Here is a 14,858-nt window from a genome sequence, read left to right as displayed (position 1 = left end):
ATGAAAGAACTTTGGTTCGATCCGACCGAGATCCTGATCGGCGGTTCGTGGCGCAAGACCAAGCGTACCCTGCCCGTCGAAGACCCCTCGACCGGCGAGGTTTTCACGCAAATCGGGCGCGGCGCTGCCAATGAAATCGACGCCGCCGTGACCGCCGCGCAATCCGCGTTGGAAGGCGATTGGGGCCGGACGACGGCAACCGAACGCGGGCGCATCCTGACCCGGATCGGGCGGCTCGTGGAAACGCGCGTGGAGGAGTTGACCGCGCTTGAGGCGCGCGATGTGGGCAAGCCCCTGACCCAAGCGAAGAACGACGCCGTGGCTCTGGCGCGATACATGGAATTCTATGGGGGTGCCGCCGACAAGGTGATGGGCGACACCATCCCCTATCTGGACGGCTACACCGTCTATACCCTGCGCGAACCACATGGCGTCACAGGCCATATCGTGCCGTGGAACTACCCGATGCAGATCATCGGCCGGTCCGTCGGGGCGGCGCTTGCGATGGGCAATGCCTGTGTGTTGAAACCCGCCGAGGAAGCCTGCCTGACCGCGCTCGCCTTCGCGCGACTGGCCGAACAGGCAGGGTTGCCCAAGGGTGCGCTGAACGTCGTCACAGGGCTGGGCGAGGAAGCGGGTGCGGCCCTGTCCGCCCATCCCGGTGTTCAGCATATCAGCTTCACCGGATCTGTGCCGGTGGGTGGGTTGGTGCAAGCCGCCGCCGCGCAAAACGTGGTGCCGGTGACGTTGGAGCTTGGGGGCAAGTCGCCTCAACTCGTGTTCGACGATGCCGACCTTGATGCCGCCCTGCCGTTTCTTGTAGGCGCGTGCATCCAGAACGCGGGGCAGACCTGCTCGGCCAGTTCACGGGTGCTGGTGCAGCGCGCCGCCTATGATGACGTGGTGGCGCGGATGGGTGCGGCCTATGACGCCTTGCAAGTGGGGCCTGCGACTTCCGACCTGAATGTTGGCCCCTTGATCTCGGCACGTCAGAAAGAAATCGTCGAGGGGTTTCTTGCGAAGGGCCGCGACCTGCGCGTGGCCGGACGCGGGCAAATCACAGACGCGCCGGAAGGTGGGCATTACGTGGCCCCAACCCTTTTTGCCGATGTGCCGCCAGACCACCCGCTGGCGCGCGACGAGGTGTTCGGCCCGGTGCAGGTCATCATCCCGTTCGACACCGAAGAAGAAGCCGTGCAGATCGCGAACTCCACCGATTATGGGCTGGTGGCCAGCATCTGGACCGCTGACGGTGCGCGCCAGATGCGGCTGGCGAAACGACTGCGCGCGGGGCAGGTTTTTATCAACAATTACGGCGCGGGCGGTGGCGTCGAACTGCCCTTCGGCGGGGTCGGAAAATCCGGGCACGGGCGCGAAAAAGGGTTCGAGGCGCTTTACGGCTTCTCGCAACTCAAAACCATCGCCGCGAAGCACGGGTGACACATGGGCGCGCGGCTGAAACTCTCGAACAAGCAGGCGCGGCACCTGTGGCTGTGGACCAACGCGCTGTCCGACACGCCGACCGGGGCGCTGGATCTTGACGCGATCATTTGGCGTTTGGGGTTCGTGCAGATCGACACGATCCGCAACGTGACCCGCGCGCACAACCATATCCTGTGGAGCCGCAATCAAAACGTCCGCGAAGGAATGATCTGGGACCGGCTGGCCAAGCGCGACGTTTTCGAGCATTTCACCCATGACGCCAGCCTGATCGACAGGCGTGTGCTGCCCTATTGGCGGCGGCAGTTTGACAGGCTGGGCGCGCAGGTCGGGCGGTATGAATGGTATCAGTCAGGGCTGGCCAAGGCGCAGATTGCCGACATACGCAAGCGTATAGAAGCCGAGGGCGCATTGTCCACCCACGCCTTCGACACCAAGGTCGAAAAGCGAGAGATGTGGGCGCGCCCGCCGCACAAGAAAGCACTGGATCAGATGTGGTATTCGGGAGAGCTTGCCACCTGCCACCGCAAGAATTTCGTGAAGTTCTATGATCTGGGCACGCGGGTTTTCCCCACGCATGAGCCCGCCGAGGATGCTCACGCCGTCGACTGGCTATGCTCTGCCGCGATGGACCGGCTGAGCTTCGGCACGAGCGGCGAGGTGGGTCGGTTCTGGGACGCGATGAGCGCACGTGAGGCGAAAAGCTGGTGTGACGCCGCCGAACTGGTGCCGGTCGAAATTGAAACCGCTGATCGCGGCAACGTCACTGCACTTGCCCATCCTGACATCGAAACGCGGCTCGCCACCCTGCCCGCGCCCACCACGCGGCTGCGCATCCTGAACCCGTTTGACCCGGCCATCCGCGACCGCGCCCGGTTGGAGCGTCTGTTCGGCTTCGATTACCGCAACGAAATGTTCGTCCCCAAGCCCAAGCGGCGCTGGGGGTATTACGTCTATCCTCTGCTGGAAGGCGACCGCTTCGTCGGGCGGATCGAGCTGAAAGCAGACCGCAAGACCGGGCATTTGACGGTCGTCGGTTTTTGGCCGGAAGCGGGCGTGCGCTGGACGCTCGCCCGGCACAGCAAACTGGATGCAGAACTGATGCGGTTCGCGCGGTTCGCCGGGCTGGATCAGGTGGATTGGCTAACCCCGCGCGGTTGACTTGCACCGCCGTCCAAATCGGCGCAAGCTTGACCCATCAACCAAGGGGGATCGGATGCGACTTCAGGGAAAAACGGCCATTGTGACCGGCGGGGCGTCGGGCTTCGGCGCTGGTATTGTTGGCAAATTCGCAGCCGAGGGTGCGCGCGTGATGGTCGCCGACCTGAACGACGATCTGGCCCGCACGGTGGCTGCCGAGGTGGAAGGTGTCGCCCATCACGTCGATGTCTCCAGCGGTGACAGCGTGGCCCAAATGGCCCGCGCGGCGCATGAGCTTTGGGGTCGTGTGGACATTATCGTGAACAATGCGGGCATCACCCATTTGCCCAAACCGATGGAGGAGGTTGACGAGGGTGAGTTCGACCGCGTCTTCGCCGTCAACGCCAAATCGGTTTACCTGATGGCCCGTTATTTCGTGCCGTCGATGAAGGCGGCGGGCACCGGCGCGATCTTGAATGTCGCCTCGACCGCTGGCCTCAGCCCGCGCCCGAACCTGAATTGGTATAACGCCTCGAAAGGCTGGATGATCACCGCGACCAAGGCGATGGCGGTCGAACTGGCCCCGCATGGCATCCGCGTCAACGCGATCTGTCCGGTGGCGGGCGAAACACCTCTTTTGTCCAGCTTCATGGGCGAGGACACGCCCGAGATGCGCGCGAAATTCCTGTCAACGATCCCGCTGGGCCGGTTCTCGACCCCCGAGGACATGGGCAACGCGGCGTGCTTCCTATGCTCGAATGAGGCGTCGATGGTCACGGGTGTGGCGATGGAAGTCGATGGCGGGCGGTGCATCTGATGAAACCCGGCCCCCGAAACCTGATCACTGATGTCGCTGGCCTGCTGGTCGGCAATGCCGAGGACGAGGTGATCAAAACCGGCGCGACCGTGCTGGTGGGCGATGCGCCCTTTACGGCAGGCGTTCATATCATGGGCGGTGCGCCGGGCACGCGGGAAACCGCCCTGCTGGCGCCCGACAAGCTGGTGCAACAGGTCGATGCGTTGGTTCTGTCAGGCGGTTCGGCCTTCGGGCTTGACGCAGCGTCAGGTGTGGCGGACGGGCTGCGCGCGCAGGGGCGCGGGTTTCAGGTGGGCGACCAGCGGGTGCCAATCGTGCCGGGCGCAATCCTGTTTGATCTTCTGAACGGCGGCGATAAGGGCTGGGCAGAGAACCCCTACAAGGCTTTGGGGCGCGCAGCACTAGACGCTGCCAGCACAAACTTCGCGCTTGGCACGACCGGCGCGGGCACCGGGGCGACGGTTGACGGGCTAAAAGGTGGGCTTGGCTCGGCCTCACTGGTCTTGGACTGCGGTATCACCGTGGGCGCTTTGGTGGCCGCGAATGCTTTGGGCGCGGTGACAATGGGCGACGGCCCTGCCTTCTGGGCGGCCCTCTGGGAGATGAACGGTGAATTCGGCGCACGCGGTATGGGCACGCATGACCCAACCATTGAACCTCACCCCGAGGCGCGCATGGGCGAAAACACCACCATCGCAATCATCGCAACCGATGCGGACCTGACTCAAGCGCAGGCCACCCGGCTGGCCACAGCCGCCCATGACGGAATGGCGCGCGCGATCCATCCCAGCCACACGCCCTTTGACGGAGACCTGATCTTTGCCGCTGCCACCGGTGCACGCGCCCTGCCCGACGCAGGCTTTGATGCGCTGCGCCTGGGCCATGCCGCCGCCACATGTCTGGCCCGTGCCATCGCCCGCGGTGTTTACGCGGCAACACCCGCCAAACACGACACATTGCCCACATGGACCGAGAAATTTTCTTGAGGAGGACCTTATGAAACGTTTGTTCAAAGCCGTTGCTCTGGCCACATTGCTGGCCCCAAATCTCGCCCTTGCCGACGAGGTGACCGACACGCTGCAAAGCGCCCTGAAAGCCTATGAAGAAGGCGACATCACCTACACGCTGGAAGAACTTGAATACGCAAAGCAATTGCTTCAGGCGATGAAAACCGCAGACCTTGCCAAGTTCCTGCCCGAGGCACCCGACGGCTGGACCCGCGAGGTGTCGACCGAGATGAACGCGGGCCTTGCCATGCTGGGCGGTGGCGCCGGGGCCGAGGCGACCTATTCGGATGGGTCCGAGGAGTTCTCGATCACCATTATGGCAAACAACCCGATGGTGACCGCGCTGTCAGGGATGCTGGCGAATGCCGGGCTGATGGGCGTGAAGCTCGAACGGGTTGGGCGGATGAAATACCTCAACCAAGACGGAGAGCTGTCGGGCATCGTCGACGGGCGCATTCTGATCCAGGCCGAGGGCACAGACACCGACGTGATGATCCCCGTGCTTGAAACCATCGACCACCGCGCGCTGGAAGATTTCGGCCGCTAGAGCTTAACACAAAAGCGCGGCGTTCATGTCGCTGTCCGGGTCGCTGAGCGGTTCGATCACGTCGAAATGGTGCCGGTCGGGGGCAATGACCAGATCGGCCTCGGGCCACGCCAACGCCAAATCGCGGGCCTGATCCAGAAAGGCGGGGCGTTCGTCTGCCCCCACCCAGACCGTGGTCGGGATGCGGGCGCGACCGTCGTTCAGGGCCGGGCTTTCCGCCTGCGCTTCCGCCTCGTCAATGTGAAGCGTTTCGTTCATCATGGTCTGCATCAGCGGGTGAAGATCACTCAGCGGAGAGATCGGCATGATCCGCGCGATCCGGTCGCGACACGCCAAGTCCACATCAAGGCAATTCATCCGCGCCACTAGGTGCCCGCCCGCGGAATGGCCTAACAGATAGATTGGGCCTGCAACCACTGAAGCAGCGGCATCGATGGCCGACGCGACGGCCTTTGTGATCTCGCCAATCCGCGCCTCAGGGGCCAGCGGATAAGACGGAAGCGCCACCGCATACCCCCGCGCCACCGCACCCGCAGCCAAATGTGTCCAGTCGCGGCGACCGAACGCCATCCAATAGCCGCCGTGAACGAATACAACGAGCCCCTTGGGCGGTGTCTCCGGCAAAACCAGATCGAACCGTTTCGCATCTTCTTCGCCATATGCCACGTCCAGCCGAAGATTCTTGTGCGTGCGCCGAAAGTCAGCCGCCATTTTCTGCCATTTGGTCGGAAAATCCTTCCCATTCGGGATGAAATCCGCGTTCGCATAGGCTATGTCGAAATTCATGACAGATGTCCTGTGATTGCTTCGGGTCAGCCCCGAAAGACACATGAGCTATGGGAGAGTAAAATGGCCGCCAACGCAACCGAGCTTAAAAAGCTTCTGAAGGACCCGTCACTGGTCGAAACCCGCGCCTATGTGAACGGCGAATGGATCGACGCGGATGACGGCGCGACCTTCGACGTGAAGAACCCCGCACGCGGCGATGTGATTGCCAAAGTGGCCGATCTGTCCCGCGCAGAAGTCGCGCGCGCGATCGACTGCGCCGACAAGGCAGGCCGCGAATGGGCCAAGCGCACCGCGAAGGACCGCGCCAACATCATGCGCAAATGGTTCAACCTGATGATGGAAAACCAAGGCGACCTTGCTACCATCCTGACCGCCGAGATGGGCAAACCGCTGGCCGAAGCCACGGGTGAAATCGCCTATGGTGCCAGCTTCATCGAATGGTTTGGCGAAGAGGCCAAGCGCATCTATGGCGAAACCATCCCCGGCCACCAACCTGACAAACGTCTGATGGTGATCCGTCAGCCGATCGGCGTTGTCGCCTCGATCACGCCATGGAACTTCCCCAACGCGATGATCACCCGCAAATGCGGCCCGGCTGTGGCCGCTGGCTGTGGTTTCGTCGGGCGTCCGGCCGCTGAAACCCCGCTGTCCGCCACCGCGCTGGCGGTTCTGGCCGACCGAGCGGGCATCCCGGCGGGTGTCTTCAACATCGTGCCAAGCTCGCGCAGTTCGGATATCGGCAAAGAGTTCTGCGAAAACCCCTTGGTGCGCAAGCTGACCTTCACAGGTTCAACCAATGTCGGTCGTATCCTGCTGCGTCAGGCTGCCGATCAGGTGCTGAAATGCTCGATGGAGTTGGGCGGCAACGCACCCTTCATTGTGTTTGACGACGCCGATCTGGACGCCGCTGTTGAGGGCGCCATCGCCTGCAAATTCCGCAACAACGGCCAGACCTGCGTCTGCGCCAACCGGATTTATGTGCAGGAAGGCGTTTACGACGATTTTGCCAAACGCTTCGCCAAGGCCGTGTCCGCCCTGCCCGTGGGCGACGGTCTGAATGAAGGCATCGCTCTTGGCCCGTTGATCTCGCAAGACGCGGTGGACAAGGTGCGCGAGCATGTGGCCGACGCGACCTCGAAAGGCGGCGAGATCATTTTGGGCGGCAAGGAGCACGAGAAAGGTGGGCTGTTCTTCGAACCGACCATCATCAAACACGCCACGCGTGAGATGGAGGTCGCCACGGACGAGACCTTCGGCCCGATGGCACCCTTGTTCAAGTTCAAGGATGAAGATGACGTGATCGCGCAAGCCAATGACACGATCTTCGGGCTGGCGTCGTATTTCTATGCCAACAACCTGAGCCGCGTTTACAAAGTGGCCGAGGCGCTGGAATACGGCATCGTCGGCGTGAACACCGGCATCATCTCGACCGAGACCGCACCGTTTGGCGGGGTGAAGCAATCGGGCCTTGGCCGTGAAGGATCACGCCACGGGATCGAGGATTTCCTTGAGATGAAATACATCTGCATGTCGGTGTAAACGCGTGAAAATCAAATGAATTGAAGGCGGTGGGGCAACCTACCGCCTTTTTTCATTTTCACGCCAAGGATTGACGTTTCACCCGCGTCTTACTCTATGTGAAGATGATGACCGATCAGGACGAGGAACTGGCCGCGGCGGCGGCGACAGGGGACAGGGCCGCCTTCGCGGCCTTGCTGTCACGCCATTATGACCGGCTGTTCGCGTTTACGTTTCGGATGACGGGAAACCGGGCGGAGGCCGAGGATCTGACGCAAGATATCTGCGCCGCCCTGCCTGCCAAGCTGCAAGGTTTCCGGGCGGAGGCGCGGTTTACAACATGGCTCTACCGCGTCGCCGTTAACGCCGCCCATGACCGCCGACGCCGTGCCGCAACCCACGCAAAGGCTGCGGATGGCTGGGGCGATTGGGAAGTGAACCGGCGCGAGGCGATCCGTGAAGAGGCCGAGGCGCAAGATTGGCTGACCCAGGCCATGACCGCCCTGCCCGACGAATTGCGCGACACCGTGGCGCTGGTGCTGGGCGAGGAACTGACACAGGCACAAGCCGGCGACATTCTGGGCCTGTCCGAAGGCACAGTCGCCTGGCGTATGTCCGAAGTAAAGAAACGCCTGCGTGCCATGCGGGCTGAGGAGGACGCGATATGACCGACGATCTTGACGATCTGAAGGCCGCCCTGCACGCGGCCCCACCTGCCCCGGACGCCTCGAAGAAAGAGGCCGATCTGGCGCTTGCGATGAAAAATTTCGATGACCTCCAAGGATCGCGTGACGGCGCGCGTCCTACTTCTGACGCTCCGAAATTCGGGGCGCTTGGAAAAGGAGTATCGAAAATGCTGAATGCTTTGAACACACGCGGCGGGTTGGCTGCGACAACCGCGCTGGTGGCGGTGGGCTTTGCCGTGCTGGTGGTGATGCCGAATGTGGATCAGGTGGAACTGCCGAGGGTGACAATGACCCCGACACCCACAGTCGAAGAGGTGCTGGCTGAACGCGAAAAGGTAAACGCGCCGCCCGCCCCCAAGCCGTTGGGAAAAGTCGCACAGCAACCCGCGCGGTCTCGGTCTGACACCACGGCTGAATTGCGCGCGCAGACCGGGCAAGCCGCCCCTTCCGTTGTTGCCGAACCGTTGATGGAAGCCGACGGATCGTCCTTTGCAGACAGCGACGGTTACATCACCTATGACGAAATGCCGGGCATCCTACCCATGCCACGGGAAGCAGGCGGTGAAGAATACGCGAACGAGGCCCCCTCGCCCCTGAAAATCACGACCGAGGACCCGGTTTCGACCTTCTCGATCGACGTGGACACGGCAAGCTATGCGGTGGTGCGGCGTGACCTGAAATCCGGCTATCTGCCCAACCCGGACGCGGTGCGGATTGAGGAGATGGTGAACTATTTCCCCTACGCATACCCCGCGCCCGAAGGGCCGCATCCGTTCGCCCCGACCGTTACGACGATGCAAACGCCTTGGAACGCGGGCACTCAGCTAGTGCAAATCGGTATTCAGGGCGAGATGATCACCGACCGCCCGCCGCTGAACCTTGTGTTCCTCATTGACACGTCCGGGTCGATGTCGGACCCCGACAAGCTGCCGCTTCTGAAGCAAAGCCTGCGGCTGATGCTGTCCGAGCTGCGACCCGAAGATGAGGTCGCCATCGTCGCCTATGCAGGCAGCGCGGGCGAAGTTCTGGAACCCACCAAAGCCGCGGATCGCGCCACCATTCTGGGCGCGTTGGACCGGCTGGACGCCGGTGGATCGACGGCAGGTGCGCAAGGAATCGAACTGGCCTATCAGGTTGCGGACCGCATGGCCGCTGACGGCGAAATTGGCCGGGTGCTGCTGGCCACGGACGGTGATTTCAACGTGGGCATTCATGACCCTGACACTTTGAAAGATTTCATCGCCAAGAAACGCGACACCGGCACTTATCTGTCCATTCTCGGCTTCGGGCGCGGCAATCTGGATGACGTGACGATGCAGGCACTTGCGCAGAACGGAAATGGGCAGGCCGCATACATTGACACGCTGGGAGAAGCGCGAAAAGTGCTGGTCGACCAGCTGTCCGGCGCGCTCTACCCCCTTGCCGATGACGTAAAAATACAAGTAGAGTTCAACCCCACCCAGGTCGCGGAATACCGTCTGATCGGCTATGAAACCCGCGCCTTGGCGCGCGAGGATTTCAACAACGACAAGGTGGACGCGGGCGAGATTGGCGCGGGTCATCAGGTCACAGCGATCTATGAGGTGACGCCGGTGGGCTCGGACGCCGTTTTGACCGACGCGCTGCGCTATGCCCCAAGCCCTGACGCGGATGGGTCGGACGAGCTTGGCTTCCTCAAACTGCGCTACAAACGCCCCGGCGAGGATATCAGCACGTTGATCGAGACGCCGATCATGTCCGACGCAGGCGATGCGGGCACCGAACAGCACTTCGCCGCCGCCATCGCAGGCTTCGGCCAGTTGCTGCGCGAGGACAAATATCTTGGCGACTGGAGCTATGGTGACGCCATCGCGTTGGCCAATGGGGCCAAGGGCGACGACCCATACGGCTACCGCGCCGAGGCGGTCACGCTGATGCGTCTGGCGGAAAGTTTGTCGAAGTAACTGCGCTTGACCGCACACCATCCCGCTCCTATCTTCCGTGTCGCTGCCCCTGCCGGGGTGGCGACATTCTCAGGGCGGGGTGAAACTCCCCACCGGTGGTCAAAGCCCACGAGCGCCTTGCGTTTCTAACGAAACGCTTGGGTCAGCAGATCCGGTGAAATTCCGGGGCCGACGGTTAAAGTCCGGATGGAAGAGGATGGTCTGAGGTGCGCGGATAACGCGCGCCTTGTCCTTCTGCCTTGGGTCAACGCGTAAGGAAGAAAGGACACTGCGCAATGGCTCATCAACTGACACTGACCACGCCCGTCAAGGCGGCGGGTCTTATGGTTCTGGCAGGCGCGAGTTTCGCCGTCGTGAACACGGCCCTGCAAGGGGCTACGATGAAGGTGGGGGCGTCCGCGCCCTCGGTCACCTTCTGGCAATATCTGATCGCATTGGGTTTCTACCTGCCGTGGGTGTTTCGTCACCGCGCGGCGGCGATGAAAACCGGGCAGGTCTGGCTGCATATCCTGCGCGTGGCACTGGCCGCCGGGGGCGTGCAGCTTTGGACGCTGGGGCTGGCGCATGTGCCAATCTGGCAGGCCATCGCGCTGATCCTGCTGTCACCGTTTTTCGTGACCCTTGGCGCGGGGCTGGTCCTGCGCGAAACCGTGTCGGTCCATCGCTGGGGCGCGGTCGTTCTGGGTATCATCGGTGGTGCCGTGATCCTTGAACCCTGGTCCGACAGGTTCGAGCTTGTCGCCCTTCTGCCGGTTGGCGCGGCGGCTTTGTGGGCCGCAAGCTCGGTCGTCACGAAGTTTCTGACCCGCGCCGATGGGCCGGAAACCGTGACCATCTATCTGCTGGTGCTGCTCAGCCCGATCAACGCTGCTTTGGCCCTTGGCACAGGTTTCACCCTGCCGACTGGCGCGATCTGGTTGGTGGTCGGCGCGGGACTGCTGACTGCCTTGGCGCAACATGTGTTGGTGCGCGCCTATTCGCTGGCCGACGCGGCCTTCCTGCAACCGTTCGACCACCTGAAACTGGTGTTCAACGTGTTGCTTGGCTTTGTAGTGTTCGGCTTCCTACCGACCGGATCCATGTGGTTGGGCACGGCGATCATTCTGGCCGCCAGCTTTTACCTTCTGGAACAGGAGCGTCGAACCACGGTGGTGGTGTAGTCTGGTCCTGCGCCTTCGGGCGCAGGCGCTGCCAGAAAACGGGTTGACCTTGGAAAGCGCCACTCAGTATGAGCGGGGGAAGCTCGCCATTGATGATTGTGCGAAAGAAGGCAGAACATGACCAAGCCATCCCTGACCATCGTCATGCCGTTCTATAACGAAGTCGCGTTTCTTGACCTTGGCGTGGCGTCGGTGTTGAGCCAGCGCATCGACGATCTTGAGGTCATCATCGTCAATGACAACCCGGAACAATTTGACCAGACATTCTTTGAAAAGCAGAACTTTCCCACGCAGGTGAAAGTGGTGCACCACGCAGCAAATGCAGGCCTGTCCCAAGCGCGAAACACCGGGATCAAACATGCTGAGGGCAAGTGGGTCGGGTTTCTGGACAGCGACGATTACTATCTTCCGCTTGGCTTGAAAGCGCAGTTCGATACTGCCGAAAAAACAAACGCAGACATGATCCATGGTCTGGCGGTGCGCAATGGCTCCAACGCGGCCCAGGCACAGGTCTGCGTCGCGGACGCACAGAACAATGCTACGGCTGTTTTTGCCGTCGGCCGTCAGGTGCCAGAGGCAGGTTTTGGCATCTTTTCAAGCTGGTCATCGCTTTACAAACGCGAGTTTCTGACCCGTGCCGACCTGCGTTTTGACGTCGAGCAGCGAATATTCGAAGATCGCCTTTTCGTTGTGAATGCCATCAGTCACGCGCAATCCTTGGTCAAAATGGCAAAACCGGTGCGTGTATGGCGCAGGCGCGAAAGCTCGATCACCACGTCGCCCAACAGCGTGGCGGATTCATTGCTGAAGCTGAAAGCCTTTGAAAAATGTATCGACCATTGGCTTTCCGTTGAAGGCTTGCGAGGCTTCGGCGTGCGCGAATTCGTGCGGATATGGTTGCATACCCTGACGCAATCGACCTCCAGCCCGTTCGAACATGCGTTCGGCGATATCGCTGGTCCCGATGCAAAGGTGCATGACGCATTGCTGCGCATTCTGAGCAAATATGACTTCACAAAGGAAGAGCTTGGTGACTGCCTTAAAGCAGATATCCGGCATGCCCGACGCACGGGCCCAAACCGGATGTCCACGGCGGATTTCCTGTTGTCGATCGAAAGCGCGATCAAAGGCGACAACGTGACCTTGCGGCGCATCTATGATGCGTTCAACAATCTCCCCGCCAAGCCACCTGCACCGGCAATCGAGACGGGCCGCACCGACCCTTATATGGAAGGGGTTGAGTTCCATTTTCACGTTGGTCTGCACAAGACCGGCAGCACCTTTATCCAAAACATGCTGCGCGATAACCGTGAACAGCTCGCCAAGAACGGACTTCTTTTCCCGACGACCGGGTTGGGTTTTCCCGATGGGGTCTATCCGGTGCGCCCGGGTGGGCTGCCGGGGCATCAGGCCTTGCTATGGGCGGTCAATAACGACCCGGAGATGTTTGACCGTCTGCGTGCCGAGATCAGGGCGTCAGGCTGCAAAAAGGTATTAATCTCGGCCGAAAACCTGAGCGCACCGCTGAGCGATGAGGACCATCGGACCGCGACATTCGACCGACTGCTTGCGATGATCAAGCTATCGCCCGGCAACGCGCATGTGTTCGCGATGGTCCGCAGGCCGGATATCTGGATCGACCGGTATTTCCGCGAGATCGCCGGCAATGGCGCGATGGCTTCTTATCAATCCATCGACGAATTTGCGCTGAACAACGAACGCATTTTGTCGCTGCCTCATCTGTTTGGCGGTTTCGAGGCACGGACCGGACACAAGGTGCGGTTGGGAAATTTCGACGAATTGACCCAAAAACCGCTGGTTGAACAGGTTTTGGCCCTGTGTGGATGCGACGCTGGCTTGGCCGCGTCGCTGGTTCAGCACGACCATGGGCGTTATCCGTCGCCCTGCAACGCCCAAGTCGAGATCGCCCGCCTTGTCACGCTGCTGCAGCCAAATCTGGCGACGCGGCAAGCGACACTTCAGGCCTTCTCTGGAATGGTCACGCCGACTGACCAGCATGACATCCTGCTGACGCCTGACGCCCGGCAAAAGATCGTGAATACGTTTATGGCCGAAAGCGCTGAATTCGCCGCGGATCGTGGCTATACCCACGCCGCACCTGATTGGAAGGCTGACATCGCGAACGCACCGGCCTCGGGCGCGATAGATATTCCTGAACGCTACATCCAAGCGATGATGCAAAGCGCAACCTGGGCCGCAGCCCTGCCGACCGATGACGGTCAAGCGCCGCAGAAATGGACTGCACAGCGCATCGCCAAGGGTATCTTGCGACGGGTGTTGCCGAACTTGAATATCTGATCCGGGGCAGGTGAAAAAACGGGCGCAGATTGCTGCGCCCGTCGTGGTGTCGAAGGCGGTTGGGTTACGCCTCGATCATTTTGCCGTCCAGATCCTTGGATGAGGCAATCTCGATCCGGCGCGGTTTTAGCGCTTCGGGCACTTCGCGCACAAGGTCGATATGCAGCATTCCGTGTTCATGGCTTGCATTGGTTACACGCACATGATCGGCAAGATGGAAGCGGCGTTCGAACGCGCGCGTTGCGATCCCGCGATGCAGATAGGTCCGCTCTTCCTCGTTCGCCTTTTTCGCAGCGACAATCAGGGCGTTTTCGCGGACTTCGACCGTCAGGTCTTCGTCGGAAAAGCCTGCAACAGCGATCGAGATGCGCCAGCCATCTTCATCGGTTTTTTCAATGTTGTAAGGGGGATAGCTTTCGCGGCTCACGTCATTTGTCAGCACCCGATCCATCAAGTCGGCGATCTGGTCAAACCCGACAGTGGCACGGTATAGGGGCGAAAGGTCAAAGTTACGCATGGTGTCCTCCTAGAAGCGACATGAGTTACGCCTTCCCATTGGGACAGGCAGGGAAACGGGCCCGCCCATGCGGCACCCGCATCACTAATTTATGGAGGATTTTTGCCCCTTCAAGGGGTCATGGACGCAGGAATTTTGCCCCACCCGGTCCGGCCGCACCGATGCCCGGACTTTTTACCGACGGGCGCGCCACCGGCAGGACGCGGCTAAACACGCCATCACCTGCCGCCAGCATTTCCATCATCTCGGCCAGTGGGCGTTCAAGATTTGTTCCCAGCGACACCGGAATGTCACGCACCATCGCCTTGGCCGAAATGACCGACACGATATGCGGGCGCCCGTCCTGCACAACGAACACCGGCGCCCCAGAGGACCCGAAATCGACCGAGCAGCTTAGAACCAACGCGCCGCTTTGGCGTGCCAGCACTTTGCACATTTCCTGTAGTGCCGGGCTTTCCGAGCGGTCATGCGCATATGAAACGACGCCCACCTCGGCGCCTTTGCGCGGGCGGGTAAAGGTGGCAAACGGCTTGACCGAGCTTTTCCGGATCGGTTGATCCAGTTCGAGCAACGCCAGATCGTTGACCACCCGCGCCGCCTTGTCGTCTGCAGTGAAGGTAAAATCGGGATGGACGATCACGCGCCGCGCGCCGCGATAGGCCGATGCCCGCCCGTTGCGCCATCCAGCCAGAAACTCGACATCTTCAGGGCCATAGCGTTGACCAGTGTCCCTGTCGAACATGCAATGCGCGGCGGTCAGGACAAGATTGTCCGCGATCATCGCGCCTGTGCACAGGGCGCCTCCGATATTCAAACGGCCGACACCTTCCCAGCCACGACTGTCATCGCCCGTCATCAACGACCGTAGCGGCGACGGGTCTGATGCGACCAACGGGCTGGCAAGCCAAAGACCCACCGCCATCAATGCGATTATTTTTCTCATTTCTCTGCCTCTGACGGGGCGGTTACTCCACC

At 61.3% G+C, this 14,858-nt stretch carries 13 protein-coding genes and 1 riboswitch; of the genes, 10 read left to right on the top strand and 3 right to left on the bottom strand.

Annotated features, from left to right (window positions below; translation table 11 throughout):
• Genes ACXYMP_RS05400 through ACXYMP_RS05380 form a run of 5 tightly spaced genes read left to right on the top strand, consistent with a single transcriptional unit; the run spans position 1 to position 4,951 of the window.
• Positions 1-1,440 (top strand): aldehyde dehydrogenase family protein, encoded by a 1,440-nt coding sequence (locus ACXYMP_RS05400; RefSeq protein ID WP_458904800.1) that lies wholly within the window; start codon positions 1-3, stop codon positions 1,438-1,440.
• A gap of 3 nt (positions 1,441-1,443) precedes the next feature.
• A complete protein-coding gene (locus ACXYMP_RS05395) occupies positions 1,444-2,601 on the top strand; it encodes a winged helix-turn-helix domain-containing protein (RefSeq protein ID WP_458904798.1) in 1,158 nt (385 codons plus the stop codon).
• A 55-nt stretch (positions 2,602-2,656) separates the two neighbouring features.
• The gene (locus tag ACXYMP_RS05390; protein ID WP_458904796.1) at positions 2,657-3,397 is read left to right on the top strand and encodes an SDR family oxidoreductase; all 741 of its coding nucleotides are present in this window, start codon (positions 2,657-2,659) and stop codon (positions 3,395-3,397) included.
• Positions 3,397-4,383, top strand: coding sequence for a P1 family peptidase (locus ACXYMP_RS05385; protein WP_458904794.1), 987 nt, complete (start codon positions 3,397-3,399; stop codon positions 4,381-4,383). The genes ACXYMP_RS05390 and ACXYMP_RS05385 overlap by 1 nt, the downstream gene beginning before the upstream one ends.
• A 10-nt stretch (positions 4,384-4,393) precedes the next feature.
• Positions 4,394-4,951 (top strand): hypothetical protein, encoded by a 558-nt coding sequence (locus ACXYMP_RS05380; RefSeq protein ID WP_248369752.1) that lies wholly within the window; start codon positions 4,394-4,396, stop codon positions 4,949-4,951.
• Positions 4,952-4,954: 3 nt separating this feature from the next.
• Here the strand turns inward: ACXYMP_RS05380 and ACXYMP_RS05375 are convergent, their stop codons facing one another.
• Positions 4,955-5,737 (bottom strand): alpha/beta hydrolase, encoded by a 783-nt coding sequence (locus ACXYMP_RS05375; protein ID WP_458904792.1) that lies wholly within the window; start codon positions 5,735-5,737, stop codon positions 4,955-4,957.
• Positions 5,738-5,800: 63 nt separating this feature from the next.
• Between ACXYMP_RS05375 and ACXYMP_RS05370 the strand changes: the two genes are divergently transcribed.
• The 5 genes from ACXYMP_RS05370 (at position 5,801) to ACXYMP_RS05350 (ending at position 13,366) form a co-directional block, all read left to right on the top strand.
• Positions 5,801-7,279 carry an NAD-dependent succinate-semialdehyde dehydrogenase gene (locus ACXYMP_RS05370; protein ID WP_458904790.1) on the top strand — a complete coding sequence of 493 codons (1,479 nt, stop codon included), beginning with the start codon at positions 5,801-5,803 and terminating at the stop codon, positions 7,277-7,279.
• 107 nt (positions 7,280-7,386) lie between these two features.
• Positions 7,387-7,926 carry an RNA polymerase sigma factor gene (locus ACXYMP_RS05365; protein WP_298567782.1) on the top strand — a complete coding sequence of 180 codons (540 nt, stop codon included), beginning with the start codon at positions 7,387-7,389 and terminating at the stop codon, positions 7,924-7,926.
• The gene (locus tag ACXYMP_RS05360) at positions 7,923-9,887 is read left to right on the top strand and encodes a vWA domain-containing protein (protein WP_458904787.1); all 1,965 of its coding nucleotides are present in this window, start codon (positions 7,923-7,925) and stop codon (positions 9,885-9,887) included. The genes ACXYMP_RS05365 and ACXYMP_RS05360 overlap by 4 nt, the downstream gene beginning before the upstream one ends.
• 61 nt (positions 9,888-9,948) lie before the next feature.
• A riboswitch (FMN riboswitch) is annotated at positions 9,949-10,089 on the top strand.
• 73 nt (positions 10,090-10,162) lie between these two features.
• Entirely contained in the window at positions 10,163-11,047 is an 885-nt protein-coding gene (locus ACXYMP_RS05355; RefSeq protein WP_458904785.1) for a DMT family transporter, read from the top strand.
• Between the two features lie 117 nt (positions 11,048-11,164).
• Positions 11,165-13,366 (top strand): glycosyltransferase family 2 protein, encoded by a 2,202-nt coding sequence (locus ACXYMP_RS05350; RefSeq protein WP_458904783.1) that lies wholly within the window; start codon positions 11,165-11,167, stop codon positions 13,364-13,366.
• A 64-nt stretch (positions 13,367-13,430) separates the two neighbouring features.
• On the opposite strand, the gene ACXYMP_RS05345 is transcribed toward ACXYMP_RS05350, so the two are convergent.
• Entirely contained in the window at positions 13,431-13,883 is a 453-nt protein-coding gene (locus ACXYMP_RS05345) for an Hsp20 family protein (RefSeq protein WP_298567794.1), read from the bottom strand.
• Positions 13,884-14,001: 118 nt separating this feature from the next.
• Positions 14,002-14,826 carry a trypsin-like serine peptidase gene (locus ACXYMP_RS05340; RefSeq protein ID WP_298567797.1) on the bottom strand — a complete coding sequence of 275 codons (825 nt, stop codon included), beginning with the start codon at positions 14,824-14,826 and terminating at the stop codon, positions 14,002-14,004.
• Positions 14,827-14,858: the final 32 nt, after the last annotated feature.

Source organism: Aliiroseovarius sp. CAU 1755 (assembly GCF_054482655.1).
Note: the sequence above shows the minus strand (reverse complement) of the source record. Positions and strands in the feature narration are given on the sequence as shown.